We start from the raw sequence: 24,573 nt of genomic DNA on the forward strand, positions 1-24,573 counted from the left end.
CCGGGCAGGGCGCGACGCCCCACCCGGCGGGTCACCCGCCGACCGTTCAGCCCCGCAGCTCGCGGCGCAGGATCTTGCCGGTGACCGTCTTGGGGAGCTCCTCGAGGATCTCCACCTGGCGCGGGTACTTGTACGCCGCCATCCGCTCCTTGCAGTGCGCGATGATCTCCTCCACGCTCACCGCGTGGCCGTCCCTGAGGCTGACGAAGGCCTTGACCGTCTCGCCGCGCTTCTCGTCGGGTACGCCGACCACGGCGGCCTCGCGCACCGCCGGATGCTCGGCGAGCACGTCCTCGACCTCGCGCGGCCACACCTTGTAGCCGGAGGCGTTGATCATGTCCTTCTTGCGGTCGACGATGAAGATCCAGCCGTCGTCGTTCATGAAACCCACGTCACCCGAGCGAAGCGCACCACCGGGAAGGTTGGCGGCGGTCTCCTCGGGCTTGCCCCAGTAGCCGGCGACGACCTGCGGGCCCTCGGCCACGATCTCGCCGACCTCGCCGAGCGGCAGGTCGACGCCGTCGTCGCCCTTGATCCGGACCACCGTGGAGGGCACCGGCACACCGACCGAGAGCGCCCCGGACGTCGGGTCGACCGGCGACGAGGAGCCGAACGGCGTCAGCGTCATCGGGCTGGTGGTCTCGGTGAGGCCGTAGGCGTTGTGCACCTGGAGTCCCGTCGCCTCGAGGAAGGCCTTCTCGGCGGTCGGCGAGATCGGCGCGCCCCCCGAGTAGACCGACACGAACGACGCGAAGTGGTCGCGCGTGAACGACGGGTGGTCGAGCAGGGCGTTGAACGCGGTGATCGCCCCGATGGTGTACGTCGGCCGGTGCCGGCGCAGCTCGTCGAGGACCACCCCCGGCTCGAACCGGTAGGCGAGGACGAGCGGCATCGGCGCCAGGAAGCTGATCGCGATGTGCCCGATCAGGCCGGTGATGTGGAACAGCGGGGCGACGCCGAACACCGAGCCCCCCGGCTGGAAGCGGGCACAGTCACGGTAGACGGCGGCCGTGAACACCACGTTGCCGTGCGTGTTCATCGCGCCCTTGGGGACACCGGTCGTCCCGGAGGTGTAGGTCAGGAAGGCGACGTCGTCCGGGGCGAGGTCGACGGCCGGCGGGACCTGGCCGCGGTGCTCCTCGATGAACGCGGCGAGGTCGGTGGTGCCCTCGTGCCGTTGGCGGGTGATGCCCGCGAACAGCCCTTCGTCCGGAGCGGACTGGTACTCCAGCTCACTGGTCGTCAGCACCAGCTTCACGCCGGTGTGCGGGACCACGTCGCGGGCCACCTCGCCGTACAGGGACTCGAGGGCGACCAGGACGGTCGCGCCGGAGTCCTCCAGCAGGTAGGACAGCTCGCGCGCCCGGCTCATCGGGTTGATCGAGACCATCACGCCGCCCGCCTTCCAGGCGGCCAGCATCGTGACGAGGAACTGCGGCACGTTCTGCAGGTAGGCCGCGACCCGGTCGCCCGGGGCGAAGCCCCTGGCGAGCAGGCCGCTGGCGAGCGCGTCGCTCTGGGCGTCGAGCTCGCGGCGGGTGATGGTGGCGTCGAAGTAGCGCACCGCGTCGCCGTCCGGGTCCCGGGCCAGCCCGGCCCGGAACATCTCCAGCGCGCTGCGGTGGCCGGCGTCGATCTCCGCAGGCTGGTCGCCGTAGAGCCGCAGCCAGGGTCGTTCGTCGTAGACGGTCATGACCGGCGCCTCACTTGATGACGACGGGGTTGACCGGCGACCCGCTGCCCTGGGCGACCTTCAGCGGCGCGGCCGCGTAGAAGAGCTCGTAGCAGCCGTCCTCGGCGCAGTCGTCGGCGAGCGCCTCCAGGTCGGTGATCTCGGTGAACGCGATGCCGAGGTTGCGCATCAGCGCGTTGTGGAGCACCAACGCGACGCCGTTGTTGGGGTCCGTGGTCACCTCGTTGGCGATGGTGTCGGTCACCAGGTTCGGGATCTCCATGTCGGCGAACCACTGCACCAGCTCGGGGCTGTAGACCATGCCGGGCTCGCAGAAACCCTCGTAGAAGGCGTCACCGAGGTCGTAGAAGAGCTGGAGGTAGTTGGTCCGGATCAGCAAGATGTCGCGCTTGCGCAGCTCTACGCCCTGCTGGGCGGCGCAGGCGAGGAGGTCCTCGTGGGTGAAGGTCTCGGCGGACTCGAGCGTCTTCTTGCCCCGGTAGCGGGCCATGTCGAGCAGCACGGCCCGGCCGACGACGCCGCGCCGGGCGATCGGCTCGACGCTCGCGACGTCCATGCCGCCGACCGTGGTCCGGGCGTCGTACCCGTTCCAGAGCTGGCCGCCGAACCAGACGTGACCGAGGGCGTCGTACTGCGTCGAGCCCTGGAGGAAGGCGTCGATCTTGTCGTCGGCGTAGTGCAGCCCACCGGGGAACTGCGGCGCGTCGTCGCGGTCCCAGGTCGACTCGTCGTAGATCTGGGTACGCGTCGCCGGCGTGCGGCCCGGCCACACCGGGTCGCCCTGCGGGTCGCCGATGAGGCGCTGGAGGGTGAAGACCTTGCCGCTGCGGATCAGGCTCGCCGCGGAGACGACCTGCTCCGGACCGAGGTAGTTGAGACTGCCCACCTCGTCGTCGGGACCCCACTTCCCCCAGTTGCTCGGTGCGTCAGCGAGCAACTCCTCGAGGCGCGGCACCTCGGTGGGCGTCTTCTCCGTCATGGCCATCTCCTTCGCGACAGGTCGTCGGTGCCGCCGGCTCCGATGCCGGCCGCTTCCGATCCACGACGAGAAGTGAAGATCCGACGCCGCCGCTGCGTCGCCTGCGGACGCGCACAGTTCTGTCGCGCACGCGCACTCGTGTGATCGCGGTCTCACCGGCGCCTATGCTGATGGTCGCGAGAGGGAGGGCGAGGAGGACCATGACCACCTACACGATCGACGGCATCACGACGGGCACCGGGTCGCACCCCGGCACGTCCGCCCACGAGGCCTGGCGCGACTGGTGTTCCATGGTCCACGGCGAGTTCCGCGTCGACTTCCCCGAGGACTCCTACCGCGGCCGGGTCCGGCGCCAGCGCACGGAGACCTTCGAGCTGGTCTCCTGGCTGGGCGAGTCGGAGTACGTACGGCGCGAGAGCCGCGGCATCAGGCGTGATCCCCGGGGCCACTACGAGCTGGTCATGCCGGTCCAGAAGAGGCTGCACGTCGGCCCCGAGGGCGCGGACCACGCCCTCGTGCCCGGCGAGATGGCGCTGCTGCCCATCGACACCCCGTTCCACCTCGCCCACGACGACGGCCTGCAGGGACTGATGCTCCTCATCCCGTTCCAGCGCATCGACGACCGTCTCGGCACGGCGGGCCACCGGGTCCATCACATCGTCGCCGACAAGGGTCTGGCCCGGGTGACCCGCGATCTCCTGCTGAGCCTGGTCCGCGAGCGCGACCACCTGACGGGCGAGGAGTTCGACGCAGCCGTCGACCGGGCCGTCGACCTGGTCTGCCTCGCCGTCACGGGCGAGCAGCCCACGAGCTCGCGCAGCGGCGACGCCGCGGTGCTCGGCGCGGTTCGCCGCTATGTCCGTGAGCACGCCACGGACATCGACTTCGCCGTCCAGACCATGGCGGCCGCGATCGGTTGGTCTCCCCGCTACATCCAGTCGGTCCTCGCCCGCGCCGGCCTCACCGCGACCGAGCTCGCCCGCACCGAGCGCCTCGAGCTGGCGCGACTCCGGCTCGCCAGCCCCGCCTTCGACCACCACAGCATCTCCGACGTCGCCGCCTCCGTCGGCTTCCAGTCCCCCAGTGCGTTCACCGCGGCGTTCCGCCGCCACTTCGGCGCGACCCCTCGCGAGGTGCGGTCGCAGCCGAGGAGCGAGTGACCCTCGACGCCACCGCCGGCCGGTCTGCGGCCGAGCCGGAGGGCAATGGTCCGCGCCGGTGCCCGGACCTCACACGTCGGTGACACGGATCCCGGCGTGCACCCGATAGCGCCGGTTGATCGCGATCAGGTTGGCGGTGAGCGCCTCCACCTGCTGGGCGTTGCGGAGGCGACCACCGAACACGCCCCGGACGCCGGGCAGCATCCCGGCGAGGTCGATCACCCGGTCGACGGCGACGTCGTCGTCGCCGAGGACCAGCACGTCGGCGTCGATGCTGTCGACGTCGGGGTCGTCGAGGACCACCGCACTGAGGTGGTGGAAGGCCGCGACCACGGTGCTCTCGGGCAGCAGCGCCCGGGCCTGCTCGGCGGCCGAGCCCTCGAGCACGGGCAGGGCGTAGGGCCCTGCCTTGTCGAAGCCGAGCGGGTTGACGCAGTCGACCACCAGCTTGCCGCGAAGCTCCTCGGCCAGCGACCCGAGCAGGGCCGCGTGGCCCTCCCAGGGAACGACGACGAGCACGATGTCCCCGACGCGCGCGGCGGTCCCGTTGTCGGCCCCGGTGATCTCGCCGCCGACCTCCTCCGTGAGCTCGTCGGCCGCGGCCAACGCACGCTCGGCGGTCCGGCTGCCGAGGATCACCTCGACGCCGGCGGCGGCGAAGCGGCGGGCCAGGCCGCGGCCCTGCGGCCCGGCCCCGCCCAGGATCGCGACCGTCGTCACGACACCCCCGCCGTGGTGAGTCCGGCATTGATGCCCGCGAGCCGCCGCACGTGGTCGACCCGGTCGGCGGGGTCGGCGGCGACGGGGTTGAGCAGCAGGGTGCGGACGCCGGCCTCGGCGAACTCGCGCAGCTGTCGGCGTACCGAGTCCTCCTCGCCCATCAGCGTCACGGCCTCGACGAGGTCGGCCGGCACGGCGGCCGCGGCCTGCGCCTTGTTCCCCGACAGGTAGAGGTCCTGGATCTCCTTGGCCTCCGCCTCGTAGCCGTAGCGGCAGGCGAGCTGGTTGTAGAAGTTCTTGTCCCGCGCCCCCATCCCGCCGATGTAGAGGGCCAGCTGGTCGCGGACCTTCTGGATCTCCTCGGGACCGGGCTCGCCGATGAGGAAGTTCATCTGGAGCTGGATGTCCAGCTCGCCGAGCGCCGGGTCACGCCGGGCGAATCCCTCGGCGAGGGCATCGCCCCAGGCGAGCTGGGCCTTGCGCGGATGGAAGAACAGGGGCTGCCATCCCTGGGCGATCTCGGCGACCAGCGCCACGTTCTTCTCCCCCAGCGCCGCGATCGAGACCGGGATGTCGCTGCGCACCGGGTGGTTGATGATCTTCAGGGGCTTGCCCAGGCCGGTGCCACCGTCCTGCTTCGTGAGCGGCACCGTGTAGTGCCGTCCGCGATGCTCGACCGGCTCGCGGCGCCACACCTGCCGGCAGATCTCGACGACCTCGCGGGTCCGGCCGAGCGGGGCGTCGTACTTGACCCCGTGGAAGCCCTCGACCACCTGCGGCCCACTGGCGCCCAGGCCGAGCGTGAACCGCCCGGCGGAGACGAAGTCCAGGCCCGCCGCGGTCATCGCGATCAGGGTGGGGGTGCGCGAGTAGACCTGGAAGATCGCCGACATCAGCTCCAACCGCTCGGTCTTCGCCGCCAGGTAGCCCAGCTGGCTGACGCCGTCGAACGAGTAGGCCTCGGGGACGGCGGCGAGCTCGAGTCCCGCCTGCTCGTAGGCGCGCATCAGCTCCGCGGTCTCCGCGAAGCCGCCGGCATAGTCGACGACCATGCCGATCCGGACCTTGCTCATCGCGGGGCCATCCGGATGGCGCCGTCGAGCCGGATGGTCTCGCCGTTGAGCATCGGGTTCTCGACCACGTGGACCGCCAGGGCGCCGTACTCCTTCGGGTCGCCGAGACGCGAGGGGTGCGGGACCTGCTGGCCCAGGCTCGTGCGGGCCTCCTCGGGCAGCGAGGCCAGCAGCGGGGTGTCGAAGAGACCCGGCGCGATGGTGACGACGCGGATGCCGATGGTCGACAGGTCCCGCGCGATCGGCAGGGTCATGCCCACGACACCGCCCTTGGACGCGGAGTACGCCGCCTGGCCGATCTGGCCGTCGAAGGCGGCGACCGAGGCGGTGTTGACGATGACGCCGCGCTCCTCGCCGAGCAGGTCGAGGCCGGCCATGTGGGCGGCGGTGAGGCGGATGACGTTGAAGGTGCCGAGCAGGTTGATCTCGATGATCCGCTGGAACGCCTCGTACGGGTAGGGCGTGTTGCCCTTCCCGACGGTCTTGATCGCGTCACCGGTGCCGGCGCAGTTGACCACGACGCGGAGCGTGCCGAGGTCGGTGGCGGCGGCGATCGCGGCCAGCACGTCCTCCTCGCTGCGCACGTCGCCGGGGACGAAGCGGACGGCGTCGCCGAGCTCCTTCGCGGCCACCTCGCCGGGTCCGCCCGGCAGGTCGAGGATGACGGCCCGGCCACCCTGGGCGAGGAGGGCCTCGACGGTGGCGCGGCCGAGGCCGGAGGCGCCGCCGGCGACGAGGGCGACGGTCTGGTTGATCTGCATGTTTCTCTCTTCTCGGTGGTTGTCCGGAGGTCGAGGAGGTCGCACAGCGACCGTCACGAGACCAGGTCGGTCAGATGCGCTCGATGATGGTGGCGTTGGCCATGCCGTTGGCCTCGCACATGGTCTGGACGCCGTACCGGCCGCCGGTCGCCTCGAGGTGGTGCACCAGCGTGGTCAGCAGCCGGGTGCCGGACGAGCCGAGCGCGTGCCCCAGGGCGATCGCACCGCCGCGGGGGTTGAGCCGCGCCGGGTCGGCACCGAGGTCGTGCGCCCAGGCGAGCGGGACGGGTGCGAACGCCTCGTTGACCTCGTAGGCGTCGATGTCGTCGATGCCGAGGCCCGCCTTGGTGAGGGCCTTCTGCGTGGCCGGGATCGGCGCGGTGAGCATGAGCAGCGGGTCGTCGCCGCACACGGCGTACGAGACGAAGCGGGCCCGCGGGGTGAGGCCGAGGCGGCTCGCCATCTCCTCGCTCATGATCAGCGCGGCCGACGCGCCGTCGGTGAAGGGCGAGGAGTTGCCGGGGTGGATCTGCCACTCGATGTCGGGGAAGCGGGCGACGAGCTCGTCGGTGCGGAAGGCGGGCTGGAGCCCCGCGAGACCCTCGGCCGTCGTGCTCGCGCGGACCGTCTCGTCGACCTTGTGCTCCACGGTGTCGCCGTTGGCGTCGGTGAGCGTGATCGGGACGATCTCCTGGTCGAAGAAGCCCGCCGCGATGGCCTCGGCGGCGCGGCGGTGCGACTCGGCGGAGTAGGCGTCGAGGGCCGCACGGTCGAGCTTCCAGCGCTGCGCGACGAGCTCGGCGGACACACCCTGGTTGACCAGGCCCTCGGGGTAGCGGGCGTGGGCCTCGGGACCCAAGGTGTCCTGGCCCATCGTGGAGCTGCCCATGGGGACGCGGCTCATCGACTCGACGCCGGCGGCGATCACGACGTCGTACGCGCCCGCGGCGATGCCCTGGGCGGCGAAGTGGACGGCCTGCTGGCTCGAGCCGCAGGCCCGGTCGATGGTCGTGGCCGGGACGGACTCGGGGAAGCCGGCGCCCAGCACAGCCGCGCGGCCGATGTTCATGGCCTGCTCGCCCGTCTGCATCACGCAGCCGGTGATGACGTCGTCGACCAGCGCCGGGTCGAGGTCGTTGCGCTCGACCAGTGCCCGCAGGACGTGCACCAGCAGCGAGGTCGGATGGGTGCCGGACAGCGCGCCGCCGGGCTTGCCCTTGCCGGACGCGAGACGGACGACGTCGACGATGACGGGGGTGGGCATCGGTTACCTCCACGGACCGGATCACTAACCAGTCAGTGTTGACTGGTTAGTGGGAGGGTAGCCTCCGACTCCCCCGATGTCACGGGTGGATCCCGGAAAAGAGAGGTGGATCGCGTGGCACGTGCCGTCCAGAGCCGCACCATCGACGTGCAGCGACGCATCCTCGACGCCGCGGTCGAGGTGATGCTCGAGCACGGCTACAGCGGCGCCTCGACCCTGCGGATCCAGGAGCGCGCCGACGTCTCCCGCGGCCGGCTGCTGCACCACTTCCCCTCCCGCGACGCGCTGCTCATCGCCGCCTCGCACCATCTCGCCAAGGCGCGCGTCGGGCAGCTGCCCTCCGAGCACACCTGGCCGAACGACCTCGGGGAGCGCATCGACGCCGTCGTCGACACGATGGCGGGGACGTTCACCCAGGGCTACTTCTGGGTCGCCACCGAGCTCTGGGTCGCGGCACGCACGCACCCCTCGCTCCGGGCGGCGCTGCTCGACGGCGAGCGCGAGATCGCGCGTGCGGTGCGCATCGCGATGGACGACTTCTTCGGCCCCGAGCTCACCACCCGCCCCGGGTACGACGACCTGCGGGACGTCTTGTTCACCAGCCTGCGCGGCATGGCCCTGACCACCACCTTCGACCCCCGCGAGGAGCCCACGCAGCGGCACGTCGAGCGGCTCAAACGGCTCGTCCGGACCGTGCTGCTCGAGCGCTGAGCAGGCCCTCGGCCGCCGACGAAGGGGCCGGTCTCCGGCAGCCGGTGGCGTGTCAGCACAGCGCAGGCCGGAGCCTGACCTGTGGCGCGGACGGCGTCACCGCGCCTCGACCGGACGGGGCGCGACGGGCTCCTCCTCGCCGGAGTCACCGAGGTAGGCACGGCGTACGCCCTCGTCGGCAGCGATCTCCTGCGGCGTGCCGTCGGCGATGGTGCGCCCGAAGTCGAGGACCAGCACCCGGTCGGAGTGAGCGAGCACCATCGGCACGTCGTGCTCGATGAGGAGCACCCCGATCCCCCACTGGTCGGCGAGCCGGCGGATCAGCCGTCCCAGCTCGGCCGACTCGTGCTCGTCCAGCCCGGCGGCGGGCTCGTCGAGCAGGAGGACCGACGGGCGCGACGCGACGGCACGGGCGATCGCCACCAGGCGCCGTCGGCCGTAGGACAGCTCGTCGGGTCGCAGGTCGAGGACGTCGGTCAGCTCCAGCTCGTCGACGGCCGCCACGACGGTGTCCGAGAGCGCTGCGCGGCGCGGCCAGAGCAGGTCCCGCGCCGAGGACGCCGCGCCGGCGTCGTCGGAGGCGGCGAGCAGGTTCTCCCGGACGGTGAGGTCGTCGAACAGCTCGAGGGACTGGAAGGACCGGGTCAGCCCGGCCCGCGCACGACGATGCGGCGCCCAGCCCGTGACGTCCTCGCCGTCGAGCACGACCGTGCCCGCCGCGGGACGGGCATAGCCGGTGACGGCATCGATCAGGGTCGTCTTCCCCGCCCCGTTCGGGCCGAGCAGACCGACGACCTCGCCCGGACCCACGGTGAGGTCGACCCCGTCCAACGCGGTGAACGCGCCGAACCGCTGCACGATCCCGCGCACCTCCAGCACCTTCGCCGGTACGGGGTCCTTGCGGACCTCGACGGCCGGGATCGGCAGGCCCTCGCCGGAGGGACCACGACGCAGCCGGCCGGCGAGCCCCCTGCCCGCCGCGATGATCCGGTCGGCCATGCCGTGCTGGCTGGCGATCAAGGTCGCGATGAGCAGCACGCCCGTGATCAGGGGCAGGTAGCGCACCCAGCTCCCGCTGTCGGCCGACGAGGCCGAGCTCGTGTCGAAGAACAGCTCGCCGACGCCGCCGGGCGCGAGCACCGACCCGAGGAGCGGTCCGGCGATGTAGCCGATCCCGCCGATGACGCTGACCACGAGCACGCTGATCGAGCTGTTGGCCTGGAACAGCTGCTGGTACTGGATCGTCGGGTAGCTGAACCCGAAGAGAACGCCGCCCAGGCCCGCCACGCCGGCCGAGAGGACGAACGCCAGCAGCTTGGTGCGGAACACGCTGACGCCCACCGCGGCCGCGGCCCGTTCGTTGGTCCGGACCGCCAGCAGACGTCGGCCCACGCTGCCCCGTCGCAGGTTCGCGACGGCGATCGCGGCCAGCACGAACGCCGCCGCGACGAGCACGAAGTAGTTGTCCTGGTGCCGGACCGGGTCGACGTCGAGGCCGAGGAAGGTCGGTGAGTCGATCCGGGTCTGGAACTCGCCACCGGTGTAGTCGCTGTTGCTGAACACCACCTGGTGGAGCGCGAAGCCGAGCCCGAAGGTCACCACGGCGAGGTTCACCCCGCGGGTACGCAGCGCGGGCAGGCCGAACAGGAGTCCGACCACCATCGCCGTCACGACGCCGGCGGCCAGGGCGAGCTCGAACGGCCAGTCCCGGGCGTCCGCGAACCGGCCGGCAGCGAAGGCCCCGACACCGGCGAGCCCGAACTGGGCGATCGAGAGCTGGCCGGCATATCCGGTCAGGACGACGGCCGACAGCCCGACGATGGCGAAGCAGAGCGAGATGATCAGCGGCCCGAACCAGTCGTCCGGCGCCCACCACCGGACCGGCAGGACGGCCAGCAGCGCGGCCACGACGGCGACCGGGAGGATCCGGCCGGTCCCCACCCGGGGCAGCCGGTCGAGCGACGTGCCGCGGACCGGAAGTCCGCGCCCGCGCACGACCAGCACGACGATGATCACCAGGAACGGGATGGCGTCGGCGATGCCCGTCTGGTTGACGTAGTTGGTGGCGACCGCCTGCACGGCGCCCAGCGCGAGCCCGCCCAGGAGGACCACCGGGTACGAGCGGAACTCGGCCAGCAGAGCGGTGGCCAGCGCGCCGATGATCAGCACGCTCATCTGCGGCACGGACATGAAGCCCGTCGAGGTGGCCGGGAAGAGGGCACCCGCGACACCCGCGAGGGCGCCGCCGGTGAGCCAGGTCAGCGCCGACAGCAGCTGCGGCGACCAGCCGAGGGCGGCAGCAGCGCGCGGCTGCTCGGCAGCGGCCGTGACGGCGTAGCCGACGCGGGTCCGGGCCATCAGCAGCACCAGCGCGACGGTGGCGACCAGGGCGATCCCGCCGAGCGTGAGGTTCTGCTGCGCGACGACGACGTCCGCGCCGAGCTCGACCGGCTCCGAGGGCAACGGCAGGGGCACGATGAACTGGGTCGATCCGTAGCGCAGCAGGAGGATCTCGCTGATCACCGTCAGCACGCCGAGGGTCGCGATGACCCGGGCGATCGGGCTCGCCGAGCGGAGCGGTCGCATCACGAGCAGCTGGACCAGGAGGCCGAGGACCGCCGTACCGACCACGGCGGCGGCGATCGAGACGCCGACGGTCTGGTGCTGGTTGAGCTGGAGGTCCATCGTGATGTAGGCGCCGGCCATCGCCAGGCCGCCGTGCGCGAAGTTGATGACGCCCGAGCCGCGGTAGATCACCACGAGCCCGAGGCCGAGCAGCGCGTAGATCGCTCCGGTGCCGAGACCGAGCAGTGCGTAGTTGACCGCCTCCATCACGCCTCCCCGGTGAGGTACTGCCGACCGATCGAGTCGGCGTCGGCGGCGAGCTCGGCGCCCGTGCCCGACAGCGCGACCCGGCCGCGGCGCAGGACGTAGCCCCTGTCCGCGATGGCGAGGGCGTGCCGGACGTGCTGCTCCACCAGGACGACCGCCGCGCCGCGGTCGGCCGCCGCGCGCAGGGCGCCGAGCAGGCGTTGCACGACGAGCGGCGCCAGGCCGAGCGACAGCTCGTCGGCGAGCACGAGGCGCGGCTCGGTGGCCAGGATCCGCCCGAGGGCCAGCATCTGCTGCTGGCCGCCGGAGAGCAGCCCGGCCCTCTTGCCGAGGTGCGGCTCGAGCTCGGGGAACAGCTCCAGGGCCCGGGCCGGCTTGCCGCGCCCGAGCTTGAGGTTCTCCCAGCCGGTCAGCCCCATGAACACGCACCTGCCCTCGGTCAGGTAGCCCAGGCCGGAGCGTGCTCGGCGGTCGAGCCGGCTGCGCCGTCCGCAGTCCAGCACGTCGGCCGTGCCGCGCATCGGGCGCAGCTCGCCCGCAAGGGCGAGCAGGGTCGTCGTCTTGCCCGCACCGTTGGCACCGAGCAGGACGGCGATCTCGCCCTCGGCGACCTCGAGGTCGAGGTCGTGGACGGCCGGGGTGCTCCCGTACCCCGCCGTCAGCCCGCGGGTCTGCACCGCGAGAGTCGTGCTTCCCACCTGGGTCTCCTCCCCTGGGGTGGCGTGGGGGGGGGGGGGGGGGGGGGGGGCCGCGGCGCCCCCCCCCCCCCCCCCCCCCCCCCCCCCCCGGGGGGGGGCGGGGGGCGCCCGGCGGGGCCGGGGCCCGGCTGTCCACCGCACGACCGGTCAGCCGCCGAAGAGCGGGGTGATGTCCTCGAAGTCGCTGACGCTCTCGATGTCCGTGCCCTTGGCCCGGACGAACTGGACATTCGTGTTGAACACCCGGTTCAGCCCCGGGACCGGGAACTCCTTCGTGAAGTCGACCGGTGACATCAGGCCGCCCGCGTCGATGCCGGACGCCCTGCCGAGCGCGTCGAGCACCGTGGCCGAGGTGACCTCGTCGAGGTCGGCTGTGACCTGCACGAGCACCTGGTAGGCCGCCCACGTGTTCTGCACGTACGGGTAGCTCCAGTCGATCTCGCTCGACGCCGCCTTGGCGTCGTCCCACACCGGGTCCGACGCCGGGACGAAGTTGACCGCGGAGACGGCGCCCTCCATCGCGCCGTTGGAGTCCTGGATGACCTTCTGGTTCAGCGCGCCCTGGACGGCGTAGTAGCGGGTGTCCTCACCCTGCGCCTTGCCTGCGGCGGCCAGTGCGGCGATCTGGTCGTTCGGGAGACCGAGGATCGCGCACTCCGACTCACCGGCCGCCTTCGCCACCGCGCTGAAGTTCGTGGTGGTGGTCGGCACCTTGATGTGGGTGCCCTTCTCGCCACCCGCCGAGGCGATGCCGATGTTGATCAGGTCGACGGCCTTGAGGGCGGTCGGCACGTCGTACAGCACGATGGACGTGCTCTGGCAGCCGTCCTCCTCGGTGCGTGCGCCGATCTCGGCGAACGCGGGCGCTCCCGAGACGAGCGGGAACGAGATCTTGCTGCTCAGCTCCTCGGCGGAGAACGCCGTGGCGCCGACGAAAGGGATGCCCGCCTCCTCGAGGATCGGCACGATCGCCGTGCCACTGGTGGTGAAGCCCCCGACGACGGCCACCACACCCTCCTCGGCCGCCTGGCGGGCGCAGCCGGCCGCCGTGTTGGGGTCGTTGCCGTCGTTGCACGAGATGAGCTCGACCTTGTGGCCGTTGATGCCGCCGTCGTTGTTGATGGTGATCGTCGCCGCCTCGGCCGCGGTCACGATCTCGGGCGTGTTGATCGCCGCGGTGTCGACCGGCGCGATCGTCATCACCTTGACCGGGTCGCCGGTGAACGTGACATCGGTGTCCTCCTTCACCGTCTCGCCGCCGTCGCCGTCCTCGGCCGAGCACGCCGCGAAGCTCGTCGCGAGCACCGCGGTGAGCGCCAGCGCGGGCCACTTCTTGATCACAGAACGCATCTGCCGCCTTCCCTCCCCCGCGTCCGTGCGCGGGCCTCCCTGGGACCTGGTGGATGTGACCCGAGTCACCATTGAACTCGCGCAGCCTATAGACATTAGTTTTATGACGCAAGGGTCGACCCGAGAACCCCTCCGCAGAGCGGGATCCGGGCCACGCGCAGGCTGACGCAGAACCCTCGGCGGCCGGTTCGTCGAGCGACCGAGGCGAGCCCGGGCACACCTAGGAGCCTGCTGAACAAGACGGGCGAACGCGGGCGCCGCCGGGTGCGTGCGGTCGCCAGAGTGGCGAGGACAGGCGTGGCGGGTCACTTCAACCGAGCCGAACGAAGCGAACGCTCCACCCGGCGGCGCGTAGCCGCGCGGATCGTTCAGCAGGTTCCTAGGGGGCGTCCTGGCCCTCGCCGATGCTCAGCACTCCGGCCGCGGCCTCCAGGAACGGGCGGACCGCGGCGCCGGCGGTGGCGTTCCCACCCTCGGGGCTCCCCTCCGACCGCCAGCGGAAGTCGATGCCGGCCGAGATCACCGCGATCCGGTAGTAGGCGAAGGCCAGGTAGTAGTCCCAGTCGTGGAGCTCGGCGCCACCCGCGGCCTCGTACCGGCTCGCGAGGCCTTCCGGACCGGGCAGGAGATCGCTCGTCCACGCCGTGCCGAACCCGAGCACACCGTCGAAGGCAGGGTGCCGGTAGGCGCACATCATCGCGACGTCCGCCACGGGATCGCCGATCGTCGACAGCTCCCAGTCGACGATCGCGAGCACCCGCGGCGTCGGACCGTCGAGGGCCAGGAGTGCGTTGTCGATGCGGAAGTCGCCGTGCACGACGGCCGCCGACCGCTGCCCGGGGACCTGCGCCGACAAGCGGTCGACGACCTCGAGAGCCAGCCGGTCGAGATCGGGGGCGCCGGGCGAGACCAGCTCCCACTGGCCGGACCAGCGACGGAGCTGGCGCTCAACGTACGCGTCCGGGCGGCCGAAGCGCTCCAGCCCGATGGCCGAGTGGTCCTGGGCGTGCAGCGCGGCGAGCGCATCGACGAGGGCGTCGGCGATCCCGCCGATCGTGGAGGCAGGCAGCCCGTCGAGCTCCTCGCGCCGCTGCACGGTCACGCCCGCGACGTGCTCCCAGATCGCGAACGGGCCCCCGATCAGGGACTCGTCCTCGGACACCGCCACCGGAACGGCGACCGGCACGGAGGTGCCGGCGAGCGCGGAGGTCACGCGGAACTCACGGACCACGTCGTGGGCCGACGGCGTCCGGCCGTGGCGCGGCGGCGTGCGCAGCACCCAGGAGCGGACGTCGTCGGAGAGGCGCACCGTCAGGTTCGAGCGCCCGCCCGAGATCAGGTCCGCGCGCAGCGAGCCGGAGGGCGTGGCGCCGGCCTCGGTCATCGCCCGCGCGATGCCGGCCAGCTCGACGGCGTCGAAGGGCGCGGTCATCGCGCGGCGCCGTCGATGCGGGCGACCGCGCGGCGCGCGATCGACCAGCGGTGCACCTCCGAGGGGCCGTCGTAGATCCGGAACGGCCGGACCTCCCGGGCGATCCGGGCGACCGGCAGGTCGCTGGACACCCCGAGACCCCCGCACAGCTGCACGGATCGGTCGACGATGCGGTGCAGGGCCTCCGCCGCGAAGGTCTTGGCGATCGAGGTGGTACGGGCGGCACGACCGCCGCCGTCGAGCTCGCGGCAGGCCTCCAGGAGCAGCGCCCGGGTGGCGGCGATCTCGATCTCGTTGTCCGCGATCATCTGCTGGACCATGCCGAGCTCGGCGAGACGGGTGCCGAACGCCCGCCGGCCCGCCACGTGCCGCACGGCGGTCTCGTGCGCGTGCACGGCGGCGCCGAGCCAGCGCATCACATGGGTCATCCGGGCCGGCCCGAGTCGCACCTGGGCGTAGCGGAAGCCCTCGTCGACCTCGCCCAGCACCGCGTCGCCCGGGACGACCACGTCGACGTAGCGGATCTCGCAGTGCCCACCGATCATGGACCTGTCCTGCGTGCCGACGTGGCGCACCAGCTCGACGCCGGGCGCGTCGGCGGGAACGAGGAACATGGTGGCGCCGCCCGGGCTGCCGGGCTCCCCCGAGGTACGCGCCATGACGATGTGGAAGGACGCACCGTCGGCGCCGGTGATGAACCACTTGTGCCCGTTGATCCGCCAGGCGTCGCCGTCGCGCACCGCCGTGCTGGCGAGCGCGGACGGGTCCGCGCCGGCCCCAGGCGCGGGCTCGGTCATCGAGAACGCGGAGCGCACCTCGCCCCGCGCGAGCGGCGCGAGGAAGCGCTCCCGCTGCTCCGCCGTGGCGACATGTTCGAGCAGGTGCACGTTGCCCTCGTCAGGGGCGTTGATGTTGAGCGCCATCGGGCCGAACAACGAGCGGCCGGCGGCTTCGAAGACGGCCGCGCGCGCCTCCATGCCGAGCCCGAGTCCGCCGTAGGCCACGGCGGCGTGGGGCGCGAACACGCCGGCCTCGCGCGCGGCCTCCTGGAGGCGGACCCGGAGCGTGTCGCCGCCGGCGGCCTCGACGTCGCCGTCGAACTCGTCGTCGACAGGTTGCACCTCCCGCTCGATGAAGGCGCGGGTCTTGTCGGCAAGGGCAGCGAGGTCGCTCATGAGCGAACGGTAAAACTTACTGCGTTAGATATACAAGACTGGAGCGTCCCCACGGGCCCCCGAAGCCCCTCCTGAGCACGGCCGGGCGTGCGACAATCTAACGCAGCACGGTTGTCGTCGAAGCTCGACACCGAGGACGAGAGAAGGCCATGGGACGCCCGAGCGCACCGCTGATCAGCAAGAACGCCACCATCGAGGCCGCACTGGCGATCATCGACGACGACGGCGTCGACGCGCTCAGCCTGCCACGACTGGCGCGCGAGCTGAACGTGCGAGCCCCCTCGCTCTACCACCACTTCGCCAACAAGGACGAGATCCTCGCGGACGTCTCCCGGGCGATCGTGGCCAAGACCGTGTTCCCCCGCAAGCCGGCGACGAACGACTGGGCGGAGTGGTTCACCCAGCTCTGCCTGAACTTCCGCACCGCCGTCCTCCGGCACCGCAACGCCGCTCCGATCCTGCTCCGGTTCATGCCGCGCGACCTGCTCACCGACCTCTACGAGAGCGCGGCCACCTACCTGTCCGAGTGCGGCGTACCGGCAGAGCTCCACGTGCAGATCCTCGACGGCCTGGAGAAGCTGTCGCTGGGCTCGACCATCGCCGAGGCGATGCAGCCGCCGACCCGGTCGCGCGTCCGGTTCAACTACGCGGACCCCGAGCGCCATCCCGTGCTGACCGCGGCCGGCGCGGCCAACCAGCTCAACCAGCGGCAGATCTTCGAGCACACGATCCGCAGCTATCTGCTCGGCGTCGCCCACTTCGGCGCCATCTCCAACGACGCCGCACCCGCAGCCCGCTCCGCGGCCCGCGCCAAGACGGCCGTCGCGACCGCCTGAGCACGTCTCGCCCCGACGATCCGTCCGCCCCGCGGCACGGGTCTGTTCAGCGCGCACTCCAGCCCTTAATCTATTGCCGATAGATTAAGGAGTGTGTGCCCATGGAGAGCGATCTCTTCGAGGCGGACCACGAGGCGTACCGCGAGGTCGTCCGGGAGTTCGTCCACCGTCATGTCGTGCCCAACATGGAGACCTGGGACCGCGACCGCCTGATCGACCGGGAGACCTGGCGCGCCGCGGGCGCGCAGGGACTGCTCGGCCTGGCCGTGCCGGAGGAGCACGGCGGCTCCGGCGAGACCGACTACCGCTACCGCACCATCGTGCAGCTCGAGATCGCCCGGGCCGGCGCCAGCGCCCTGCAGTCCGGCTTCTCGACCAACGACGACATCGTCCTCAACTACCTGCTCCGGCACGCGAGTCCCGAGCAGGCCGCGCGCTGGCTGCCCGGTTTCGTCACCGGGGAGACGATCGGCGCGATCGCGATGACCGAGCCGGGCGCCGGGAGCGACCTCCGTGGCATCACGACCACCGCGGTGCGCACAGGTGGGGGCTGGCGGCTGAACGGGTCCAAGACCTTCATCACCTCGGGCATCCTGGCCGACCTGGTCATCGTCTTCGCCAAGACCGACGAGGGCTTCGGGCTGTTCGTCGTCGAGGAGGGCGCCGCCGGCTTCGGTCGAGGACGCAAGCTCGACAAGGTCGGCCTGCACGCACAGGACACCGCCGAGCTGTTCTTCGACAACGTGCTGGTCCCCGACGAGGACGTGCTCGGCGAGGTCGGCCAAGGCCTCGCCTACCTCAAGCAGAGCCTGCCCCTGGAGCGCCTGGGCATCGCGATCGCCGGCCAGGCCTCGGCCGAGGCCGTGCTGCAGTGGACCATCGACTACGTCAAGGACCGCAACGCGTTCGGCAAGCGGGTCGCCGACTTCCAGGTCCCGGCCCATCGACTCGCGCAGGCGCGGACCGCCGTCGAGGTCTCTCGTAGCTACATCGACCGCTGCGTCCGCGAGTGGAACGCCGGCACCCTCACCGCCATCGACGCCGCGAAGGCCAAGGCGTGGGCCACGCAGCTCCAGCACGACACGATCGACCTCGGCGTCCAGCTGCACGGCGGCTACGGCTACATGATGGAGTACCCCGTCGCCAAGGCGTTCATCGACGCCCGCGTGCAACGCATCTACGGCGGAACCAACGAGATCATGATGGAGATCGTCCAGAAGGACCTGATGCGCTAGCGAGCTGGTCCCTGACGAAGAGGAGCGGCCGCCGGGACCCCCGGCGGCCGCTCTCTCGTCGGTCATCCCTCAGCGGCGGTAGATCGACTTCGTCACGAGGTACGGCTCGAGGCCCTCCGGCCCCAGCTCGCGGCCCACGCCGCTCGCCTTGATGCCGCCGAAGGGCGCGTTGACGTGCAGCTCGTAGTGGTTGACGCCGACCGTTCCCGACTCGATGCGGCGCGCCAGCGCCAGACCGCGGTCCGCGTCCGAGGTCCACACGACGCCGCCGAGGCCGAAGTCCGAGTCGTTCGCGATGGCGATCGCCTGGTCCTCGTCGTCGTACGGCGTCACGCACAGCACCGGCCCGAAGATCTCTTCCTGAGCGATCCGCGCGCGGTTGTCCACGTCGGCGAAGACCGTCGGCTCGACGAACCAGCCCGGGCGGTCGGGACGACCGCCACCGGTGGTCAGGCGGGCCTCCGATCGCCCGAGCGCGACGTACTCCAGCACCCGCTGCTGCTGGGCGGCCGAGACCAGCGGACCGACCTGGGTCTCGCGGTCGAGCGGGTCGCCCACGCGCAGGGCGGCGACGGTGTCGGTGACCGCGGCGACGACCTCGTCGTACCGGCTGCGCGGCGCCAGGATGCGCGTCGCCGCGTGGCAGGTCTGACCGTTGTTGGGCAGCGAGACCTCCAGCAGCCTCGCCGCGAACAGGTCGAGGTCGGCGTCGTCGGCGACGAGCGAGACCGACTTGCCGCCCAGCTCGAGCGTCGCCGGCCGCAGCAGGCGCCCCGTCGTCTCGCCGATGGCCCGCCCGGCGCCCGTGGACCCGGTGAACGCGACCTTGTCCACGCCCGGGTGCTCGACGAGGTGCGCCCCGGCCTCCCGTCCGCCGGGCACCACGTTGAGCACGCCCGGAGGCAGGCCCGCCTCGGCCGCGACCTCGGCGAAGACGAAGGCGTCGAGCGCGGTCTCCGGCGGCGGCTTCAGGACGACCGTGCATCCCGCGGCGAGGGCGGGAGCGAGCTTCATGACGGCGAGCGGCTGCGGGTAGTTCCACGGCGTGATCGCGGCGACCACACCGACCGGCTGCCGTACGACGAGCGTCTCGCCGCCCGTGGGACTGGGCCGCACGTCCTCGGCCACCATCCCCGCGGCGAGGCGCGCGTAGTAGCCGGTGATGAAGCCCGGTGCGATCCCGCTGACCACCTGGGAGAGGGAGATCGGCATGCCGTTCTCCCGCGAGACGAGGGTCGCGATCTCCTTGCGCCGCGCGGTGAGGCCGGCCGCGAAGGCCTCGAGCACGCCGGCCCGTTCGGCCGGTCCGAAGCCGGCCCACGGTCCGGTGAGCGCCCGCCGGGCGGCGGCGACGGCGAGGTCGATGTCGTCGGTGTCGGCGAGCGCCGAGGCGCCGAAGACCTCGCCCGTCGCTGCCTCGACGATGTCGGCGCTGCCGCCCTTGACCGGCGCGACCCACGCGCCGTCGATGTAGAGAGCAGGCCGCTCGAGGTGCTCGGGCATGCTGCCTCCTTTCCTAGAGGGTGCGGTCGCTCCCGAGGAGGACCGAGCTGACCAGCGGGGCCATCGGCCCGCCGATGAACAGGGACGTGTCCGCCCCGTCGACCTGGTTGACCGAGGTGCCGCGGACCTGGCGGACCGCCTCGACGGATAGACCCATGCCGTTGACGAAAGAGTCGGCGATGTTGCCGCCACCGGTGTTGACCGGGAGCCTGCCTGCCGGGGCGGTGAGGTTCTCCACCGTCATGAACTCACCGGCGGCGGGACCGGGCGGACAGAGTCCGTGGTCGATGAGCGAGGCGACCGCCGGGCCGCTGAAGTTCTCGTAGACCTGGACCACGTCCACCTCGTCGGGCCGCACGCCCGCGCCTGCCCACAACCGAGACGCGACTCCCTGGCCGGAGGAGCCGGCGGCGAACCCGGCCGAGGTGTAGCTCGTGTCGTTCTCGTTGAGCGCGGAGTAGCCGCCCGGGGCACCCTGCGCCGCCGCGAGCACGTACGCCGGCGGATGGGCCAGCGTGCGGGCCCGCTCGGCCGAGGTGACGATCACCGCGACCGCTCCGTCGTTCTCCCGCGAGCAGTCGAAGAGGTGGAACGGCTCGACGATGAAGGGCGAGGCGTCGTACTTCGCGACGTCCAGCGGCTTGCCGTACGCCGCCGCGGTCGGGTTGTTCTGCGCGTGCGCGTAGGCGGCGAGCACCAGGTTGCGCAGTGCGCTGCGCGGCACCCCGTCGTGCTCGAGCATCCGCTGGGTGCGCAGGGCGCACACGTGGGCCGGGGTGGCGACGCCGTGGGGCAGGTAGAAGTTGTCGAAGTAGTATTTCGCGTAGCCGAGCCGGCCGGTCTCGGCCTGGGTCATGCCGCGGAACGCGACCACGGTCTCCGCCTGGCCGGTGGCCACCGCTGCCGCCGCGGCCCCGATCGCCGCCGCCGCACCGCCGCCGCCACCACCCCAGACCATCGACGACCAGCGCAGCTCGTGGACCCCCAGGTCAGCAGCCAGCACCGGCCCGCTGATGTCTCCGCCGGCGTACGACGTGAAGCCGTCGATCTCACGCGGCGAGATGCCGGCGTCGGCACAGGCGGCCAGGACGGCCTCGAGGACCAGCGCCCGTTCACCGGCCGGCGCGGTTCCCCGGGGCAGGTGGATGTCGGCGGCGCCGACGATCGCGGTGGCCGCGCGGAACGCCGAGCGGGCGCTCACGCCGCCACCTCCGGGCGCCAGCGCAGGACCGGCCACTCGGCGTTGGCCGGTCGCTGGATCTCACCGACCACCCGGTCGCCGATGCGCGGCGCCTGGTCGGTCCCGACGAGGAGGCCGAGCAGGCGCACCGGCACGTCGTCCAGGGCGACGACGATCGAGACGTAGGGCACCGCGACGTCGAGCTCGCTCATGAGCTGCCGCTGGGACCGGGCCCACGAGAACACCGTGCCCGCGGCGCGGACCGGCTCCCACGTGCTGTCGAAGGACCAGCAATCGGCACAGAGCGGCCGGCCCACCGTGCGCCACGTGCCGCACGCCGCACACCGCGGCAGGCACAGCGCCCCCGCGCGGAGGCCGTCCCAGAATCCTTGGTCGTTGCCGTCGTGGGCCGGCCCGGTGGGCAGGACCTCCGAGAACGTCGCCGCCGCCATCAGGCGTCGAAGTTCTCGAGGCTGTCGGCCAGCCAGGCACCCTCGACCAGGGCCCAGCCCGAGCGCAGCCCGATCGGGCCCGCGGGAGTCGCGTAGACGGCCTCCCCGGTCGCCCGGTCACCGTCGACGCGGGTGGCGACGACCTCCACCCCGCTCACGTCGCCGCCGGGGACGGTGACGCCCTCGAACACTGCGGGCACCGCACCGGGCGCCATGTCGGCGAGTGCGCCCTTCAGGTCGCCGCTGGCGACCTTCCCCACGTGCGCACGGTAAGTGGTCTCGAAGTCAGCCATGCATCAAGACTAATGCCGTTAGTTTTAAGTGGCAACCGTCACTTGAGGGAGAAGGTGGCGTCGGCGGACACCCGCACGTCCATGCCGGCCGCCTCGTCCTCGCCGACCAGCGCAGCCAGCACATCCGCGGCGGTGGACCGGGCGAGGGTGCGCGCGCCACCGGACGTGCGCAGAGCGGCGAGCGCGGTCTCGGGCGCACCGTCGCGGTCGAAGAGGACGGTCCAGGACTCGAGCGTGGCCGGTCCCTCGTGCTCGACCGCGACCGGCGTCCTCGGGACGGCGTCGACCTCGTCCTGGACGCACACCCGACCGAAGCGTGGGCCCGGGTCGGGGGCGTAGATGCCCATGGAGTGCTTGGTGAGGTAGCCGCTGTTGGCGCTCACCAGCCCGGGGGCGCCGGTACGACGGACCTCCGCGAGCATCGTGGCGATCGCGTGGGTGCTGTAGTTGTTCCAGGGCCCGCCCGCGAAGGTGAGGCCGCCGGTCACCGTGAGTGGCCGCGACGGATCGTCGATCGGCAGGCCGAGCTCGGCGGCGGCCACCTGCACCGCGGACGGGAAGCAGGAGTAGATGTCGATCGGTCCGAGCTGCTCGACGGACAGGCCGGCCTCGCTCAACGCGGCCGCGCCCGCCAGGCGGATCGCCGGCGAGCGGTCGAGGCCCGGGCGGGCCGCGATGGCCGAGGTGTCGGACGCCTCGCTCCCCGAGCGCGGGAACACCCAGCGCTCGCGGGGGACGCCCATCCGGGTGGCCGCCTCCACGGAGCAGACCAGCACCGCCGCGGCCTGCTCGACGCTGTTGTTGGAGCTGAGCAGCTTGGTGTAGGGCCAGGCGACCATCCGGTTCGTCGGCGATGCGGTCATGATCTCGTCGGCGGAGTAGGTGCGCCGGCTCCACGCCGCTGGGTTGCCGGCCGCGACCTCGCTGAACCGCGCCCACAGCCCGGCGATGTGGCGGCGGTGCTCCTCGACGCTCCGGCCGGCCGCGACGCGGATCGCCTGCTCGAACAGCGGGTAGACCGAGGTCGGACGGTCGATGCCGGCGCGCAGCTCCGTCGCGTGCTGCATGGGTACGTCGGGCCGCGTCTCTGGGACGCCGACGTCCTCGCCCTGACGGGTCCAGGCCGGCTTCTCGCCCTGCGCCCGTAGCGCCATCCGGGTACGCCACGCCTCCGCGCCCCCGACCAGCACCACGTCGACCCGTCCGGCGGCGATGTCCTCGGCGGCGTCGTTGACGAGCGCCTGCGGGTGGCTGCCGCCGTTGCCCGTGTAGACCGTGTGCCGGACCGGCGCTCCGAGCCGCTCCCCCACCAGTGCGCCCGGGTCCCGGTAGCGCCACGAGAGCATGCCGATCACCCGGACCGACTGCACCGCCTCGGCCAGTGCCGGAGCGCCGGCGTCCTCCGCGGCGAGTCGGGCGGCGGCGACGATCATGTCGACGGGCTCGACCGGGTCCTCACGCTGGTTGAGCTGGCCTCCGCCGACGAGAACGGGCGTGCGGGGATCCATGGGTACTGCTCCTCGGGTGTCGGGGACGGGGGGCGACGGCCGGTCTCAGGCCTGGCTGCGGGCGACGGCCAGCATCGACGCGACGTCGACCAGCTTGACCCGTGGGCGCCGCTGCTCCCGGCCGGCATCGGTCTCGTGGGCGTCGATCAACCGCCAGCCCTCCAGCCCCACGTGCTCCGGCAGGAGCGAGGCGATGTCGTCGACCTCGGGGACGACGGCGGACAGTCGCCCCTCCCGGAAGTCGTCGAGCAGGTGGCCGACCGTCTGCTTGGCGCACCGCTTGTTGGTGCCGATCACCCCCGACGGACCCCGCTTGATCCAGCCCGAGACGTAGAGCCCCGCCAGGTCCGCGCCGGATTCGGGGTCGGTGACCCGCCCCTCCACGTTGGGGATCGTGCCCGACCGGTCGTCGAACGGAACGCCGGGGACCGGGGCCCCGCGGTACCCGACCGACCGGAAGACGAGTCCGCAGGCGAGCTCCTCGACGTCACCGGTGGGGACGGCGTCGAGCCGGCCGCCCTCCCCGAGCACGAGCCGGTTGTGCTGCAGCCGGATGCCCTCGACCCAGCCGTCGCCGACGATCTCGGTCGGGGAGGACAAGAAGCGCAGGGTCACCCGCCGCCCCCCGGTCAGCGGGTTGCCCTGCACCTCGGCGAGGAGCTCGGCCTTGTAGCGCTCGATCGATCCCTCGTCGGGCAGGCCGCGCTCGCTGAGCTCGTCGACGACGATCTCCTCCGCCCGGACCACGACGTCGATGCCCGCGCTCTGGGTGAGGCTGAGCAGCTCCTTGGTGGTGAACGCGGCCTGGGCAGGACCGCGGCGCCCCACCACCACCACCTCACGCACCTTGCTCTCGCGCAGCTGGGCGAGCGCCTGGTCCGCGATGTCGGTGCCCGCCAGCCGCTCGGGGTCCGTCGCCAGGATCCGTGCCACGTCGAGGGCCACGTTGCCGTTGCCGATGATCACGGCCCGCTCGTGCGACAGGTCGAAGGTGCGGTGGGCGAAGTCGGGATGCCCGTTGTACCAGGCGACGAACTCGGTGGCGGAGTGGCTGCCGGGCAGGTCCTCCCCCGCGATGCCGAGCTGGCGGTCGGCGAGCGCTCCGACGGCGACCACCACGGCGTCGTAGCGCCGGCGGAGCTCGTCCATCGAGACGTCCCTGCCGATCTCGGTGTTGAGGAAGAGGCGGAACCCCTTGCGCTTCATGGTGAGCGCGAAGTTCTTCGCCGCCCTCTTCGTGTCCTGGTGGTCGGGGGCGACCCCGAACCGGACCAGGCCGCCGGGCGTGGGCAGCCGCTCGAACATGTCGACCGCGACGTCGATGCCGCGCTGGCTCAGCAGCTCCTCGGCCGCGAAGAACGCGGCCGGCCCCGAGCCCACGACCGCCACGCGGAGAGCGCCGCCCTCCGGCCAGGAGCGCACCGGGGCGACGTACTGCGTCTCCTCGTAGTCGCGGCGTCCCGGTCCCGCGAACCAGTGGGCGTTGATCTCCTCGTAGCGGGCCTGGTCGGGCTCGAGGTCGTAGTCGGCGGCGATCGCGCCGACCGGGCAGACCTCGACACAGGCCGAGCAGTCCACGCACGACTCGGGGTCGATGTAGAGCATCTCCGCCGTGCCGTAGTCGGGCTCGTCGGGCGTCGGGTGGATGCAGTTGACCGGGCAGACGGGGACGCAGGAGGCGTCGTTGCAGCACGAACGGGTGATGACGTGGGTCATCG

21 protein-coding genes are annotated in these 24,573 nt (G+C 72.1%); 4 read left to right on the top strand and 17 right to left on the bottom strand.

Going from position 1 to position 24,573, the window contains the following annotated elements; translation table 11 throughout:
* Positions 1-46: 46 nt before the first annotated feature.
* Positions 47-1,693: a class I adenylate-forming enzyme family protein gene (locus KU893_RS05190; RefSeq protein ID WP_218233280.1), complete on the bottom strand. Its 1,647-nt coding sequence runs from the start codon at positions 1,691-1,693 to the stop codon at positions 47-49.
* Between the two features lie 10 nt (positions 1,694-1,703).
* Positions 1,704-2,672 (bottom strand): cyclase family protein, encoded by a 969-nt coding sequence (locus KU893_RS05195; RefSeq protein WP_218233281.1) that lies wholly within the window; start codon positions 2,670-2,672, stop codon positions 1,704-1,706.
* Between the two features lie 200 nt (positions 2,673-2,872).
* Between KU893_RS05195 and KU893_RS05200 the strand changes: the two genes are divergently transcribed.
* Positions 2,873-3,832 carry a helix-turn-helix transcriptional regulator gene (locus tag KU893_RS05200; protein ID WP_218233282.1) on the top strand — a complete coding sequence of 320 codons (960 nt, stop codon included), beginning with the start codon at positions 2,873-2,875 and terminating at the stop codon, positions 3,830-3,832.
* A gap of 69 nt (positions 3,833-3,901) precedes the next feature.
* Here KU893_RS05200 and npdG read toward each other — a convergent pair whose 3' ends face one another.
* The 4 genes from npdG to KU893_RS05220 form a co-directional block, all read right to left on the bottom strand.
* On the bottom strand, positions 3,902-4,552 hold the full coding sequence (gene npdG, locus KU893_RS05205) for an NADPH-dependent F420 reductase (protein WP_218233283.1): 651 nt from the start codon (positions 4,550-4,552) through the stop codon (positions 3,902-3,904).
* Positions 4,549-5,625, bottom strand: a complete 1,077-nt coding sequence (locus tag KU893_RS05210) for an LLM class F420-dependent oxidoreductase (RefSeq protein ID WP_246591943.1) — start codon at positions 5,623-5,625, stop codon at positions 4,549-4,551. Before KU893_RS05210 ends, npdG begins: the two co-directional genes overlap by 4 nt.
* Complete coding sequence (locus tag KU893_RS05215; protein WP_218233284.1) at positions 5,622-6,386, bottom strand: 3-hydroxyacyl-CoA dehydrogenase; 765 nt, start codon at positions 6,384-6,386, stop codon at positions 5,622-5,624. The genes KU893_RS05210 and KU893_RS05215 overlap by 4 nt, the downstream gene beginning before the upstream one ends.
* Positions 6,387-6,456: 70 nt before the next feature.
* Positions 6,457-7,650 (bottom strand): thiolase family protein, encoded by a 1,194-nt coding sequence (locus KU893_RS05220; protein ID WP_218233285.1) that lies wholly within the window; start codon positions 7,648-7,650, stop codon positions 6,457-6,459.
* A gap of 114 nt (positions 7,651-7,764) precedes the next feature.
* Here KU893_RS05220 and KU893_RS05225 point away from each other — a divergent pair, with 114 nt between their 5' ends.
* On the top strand, positions 7,765-8,361 hold the full coding sequence (locus KU893_RS05225) for a TetR/AcrR family transcriptional regulator (protein WP_218233286.1): 597 nt from the start codon (positions 7,765-7,767) through the stop codon (positions 8,359-8,361).
* Between the two features lie 96 nt (positions 8,362-8,457).
* Here KU893_RS05225 and KU893_RS05230 read toward each other — a convergent pair whose 3' ends face one another.
* From KU893_RS05230 to KU893_RS05250, 5 genes are all read right to left on the bottom strand, one after another.
* Complete coding sequence (locus KU893_RS05230; protein WP_218233287.1) at positions 8,458-11,193, bottom strand: branched-chain amino acid ABC transporter permease/ATP-binding protein; 2,736 nt, start codon at positions 11,191-11,193, stop codon at positions 8,458-8,460.
* A complete protein-coding gene (locus KU893_RS05235) occupies positions 11,193-11,891 on the bottom strand; it encodes an ABC transporter ATP-binding protein (protein ID WP_218233288.1) in 699 nt (232 codons plus the stop codon). The genes KU893_RS05230 and KU893_RS05235 overlap by 1 nt, the downstream gene beginning before the upstream one ends.
* A gap of 147 nt (positions 11,892-12,038) precedes the next feature.
* A complete protein-coding gene (locus tag KU893_RS05240; RefSeq protein WP_218233289.1) occupies positions 12,039-13,241 on the bottom strand; it encodes an ABC transporter substrate-binding protein in 1,203 nt (400 codons plus the stop codon).
* A gap of 379 nt (positions 13,242-13,620) precedes the next feature.
* Positions 13,621-14,673 (bottom strand): phosphotransferase family protein, encoded by a 1,053-nt coding sequence (locus KU893_RS05245; protein WP_218233290.1) that lies wholly within the window; start codon positions 14,671-14,673, stop codon positions 13,621-13,623.
* Complete coding sequence (locus KU893_RS05250; protein ID WP_218233291.1) at positions 14,670-15,848, bottom strand: acyl-CoA dehydrogenase family protein; 1,179 nt, start codon at positions 15,846-15,848, stop codon at positions 14,670-14,672. The genes KU893_RS05245 and KU893_RS05250 overlap by 4 nt, the downstream gene beginning before the upstream one ends.
* 149 nt (positions 15,849-15,997) lie before the next feature.
* On the opposite strand from KU893_RS05250, the gene KU893_RS23135 reads away from it, so the two are divergent.
* Entirely contained in the window at positions 15,998-16,684 is a 687-nt protein-coding gene (locus KU893_RS23135) for a TetR family transcriptional regulator (RefSeq protein WP_218233292.1), read from the top strand.
* A gap of 101 nt (positions 16,685-16,785) precedes the next feature.
* Entirely contained in the window at positions 16,786-17,919 is a 1,134-nt protein-coding gene (locus KU893_RS05260) for an acyl-CoA dehydrogenase family protein (protein WP_218233293.1), read from the top strand.
* A 69-nt stretch (positions 17,920-17,988) separates the two neighbouring features.
* On the opposite strand, the gene KU893_RS05265 is transcribed toward KU893_RS05260, so the two are convergent.
* From KU893_RS05265 to KU893_RS05290, 6 genes are read right to left on the bottom strand one after another with little or no spacing between them, the layout of a single operon-like run.
* Positions 17,989-19,422, bottom strand: a complete 1,434-nt coding sequence (locus KU893_RS05265; protein ID WP_218233294.1) for an aldehyde dehydrogenase — start codon at positions 19,420-19,422, stop codon at positions 17,989-17,991.
* Positions 19,423-19,435: 13 nt separating this feature from the next.
* A complete protein-coding gene (locus KU893_RS05270) occupies positions 19,436-20,623 on the bottom strand; it encodes a thiolase C-terminal domain-containing protein (RefSeq protein WP_218233295.1) in 1,188 nt (395 codons plus the stop codon).
* On the bottom strand, positions 20,620-21,054 hold the full coding sequence (locus tag KU893_RS05275; RefSeq protein ID WP_218233296.1) for a Zn-ribbon domain-containing OB-fold protein: 435 nt from the start codon (positions 21,052-21,054) through the stop codon (positions 20,620-20,622). The genes KU893_RS05270 and KU893_RS05275 overlap by 4 nt, the downstream gene beginning before the upstream one ends.
* Positions 21,054-21,347 carry a hypothetical protein gene (locus KU893_RS05280; RefSeq protein ID WP_218233297.1) on the bottom strand — a complete coding sequence of 98 codons (294 nt, stop codon included), beginning with the start codon at positions 21,345-21,347 and terminating at the stop codon, positions 21,054-21,056. The genes KU893_RS05275 and KU893_RS05280 overlap by 1 nt, the downstream gene beginning before the upstream one ends.
* Before the next feature lie 38 nt (positions 21,348-21,385).
* Complete coding sequence (locus KU893_RS05285; RefSeq protein WP_218233298.1) at positions 21,386-22,855, bottom strand: acetyl-CoA acetyltransferase; 1,470 nt, start codon at positions 22,853-22,855, stop codon at positions 21,386-21,388.
* A gap of 45 nt (positions 22,856-22,900) precedes the next feature.
* The gene (locus tag KU893_RS05290) at positions 22,901-24,571 is read right to left on the bottom strand and encodes an FAD-dependent oxidoreductase (RefSeq protein WP_246591944.1); all 1,671 of its coding nucleotides are present in this window, start codon (positions 24,569-24,571) and stop codon (positions 22,901-22,903) included.
* Positions 24,572-24,573: the final 2 nt, after the last annotated feature.

The sequence above is a fragment of the Nocardioides daeguensis genome (assembly GCF_019192965.1).
Taxonomy (GTDB): domain Bacteria; phylum Actinomycetota; class Actinomycetes; order Propionibacteriales; family Nocardioidaceae; genus Nocardioides; species Nocardioides daeguensis.

Bases quoted from the DNA above. Each gene is read 5' to 3' on its own strand.
- KU893_RS05285 (WP_218233298.1), bottom strand. From the start codon at position 22,855: ATGGATCCCCGCACGCCCGTTCTCGTCGGCGGAGGCCAGCTCAACCAG.
- KU893_RS05260 (WP_218233293.1), top strand. From the start codon at position 16,786: ATGGAGAGCGATCTCTTCGAGGCGGACCACGAGGCGTACCGCGAGGTC.
- KU893_RS05265 (WP_218233294.1), bottom strand. From the start codon at position 19,422: ATGCCCGAGCACCTCGAGCGGCCTGCTCTCTACATCGACGGCGCGTGG.
- KU893_RS05215 (WP_218233284.1), bottom strand. From the start codon at position 6,386: ATGCAGATCAACCAGACCGTCGCCCTCGTCGCCGGCGGCGCCTCCGGC.
- KU893_RS05290 (WP_246591944.1), bottom strand. From the start codon at position 24,571: ATGACCCACGTCATCACCCGTTCGTGCTGCAACGACGCCTCCTGCGTC.
- KU893_RS05240 (WP_218233289.1), bottom strand. From the start codon at position 13,241: ATGCGTTCTGTGATCAAGAAGTGGCCCGCGCTGGCGCTCACCGCGGTG.
- KU893_RS05200 (WP_218233282.1), top strand. From the start codon at position 2,873: ATGACCACCTACACGATCGACGGCATCACGACGGGCACCGGGTCGCAC.
- KU893_RS05230 (WP_218233287.1), bottom strand. From the start codon at position 11,193: ATGGAGGCGGTCAACTACGCACTGCTCGGTCTCGGCACCGGAGCGATC.
- KU893_RS05210 (WP_246591943.1), bottom strand. From the start codon at position 5,625: ATGAGCAAGGTCCGGATCGGCATGGTCGTCGACTATGCCGGCGGCTTC.
- KU893_RS05280 (WP_218233297.1), bottom strand. From the start codon at position 21,347: ATGGCTGACTTCGAGACCACTTACCGTGCGCACGTGGGGAAGGTCGCC.
- KU893_RS05220 (WP_218233285.1), bottom strand. From the start codon at position 7,650: ATGCCCACCCCCGTCATCGTCGACGTCGTCCGTCTCGCGTCCGGCAAG.
- KU893_RS05245 (WP_218233290.1), bottom strand. From the start codon at position 14,673: ATGACCGCGCCCTTCGACGCCGTCGAGCTGGCCGGCATCGCGCGGGCG.
- KU893_RS05250 (WP_218233291.1), bottom strand. From the start codon at position 15,848: ATGAGCGACCTCGCTGCCCTTGCCGACAAGACCCGCGCCTTCATCGAG.
- KU893_RS05190 (WP_218233280.1), bottom strand. From the start codon at position 1,693: ATGACCGTCTACGACGAACGACCCTGGCTGCGGCTCTACGGCGACCAG.
- KU893_RS05275 (WP_218233296.1), bottom strand. From the start codon at position 21,054: ATGGCGGCGGCGACGTTCTCGGAGGTCCTGCCCACCGGGCCGGCCCAC.
- KU893_RS05195 (WP_218233281.1), bottom strand. From the start codon at position 2,672: ATGACGGAGAAGACGCCCACCGAGGTGCCGCGCCTCGAGGAGTTGCTC.
- KU893_RS23135 (WP_218233292.1), top strand. From the start codon at position 15,998: ATGGGACGCCCGAGCGCACCGCTGATCAGCAAGAACGCCACCATCGAG.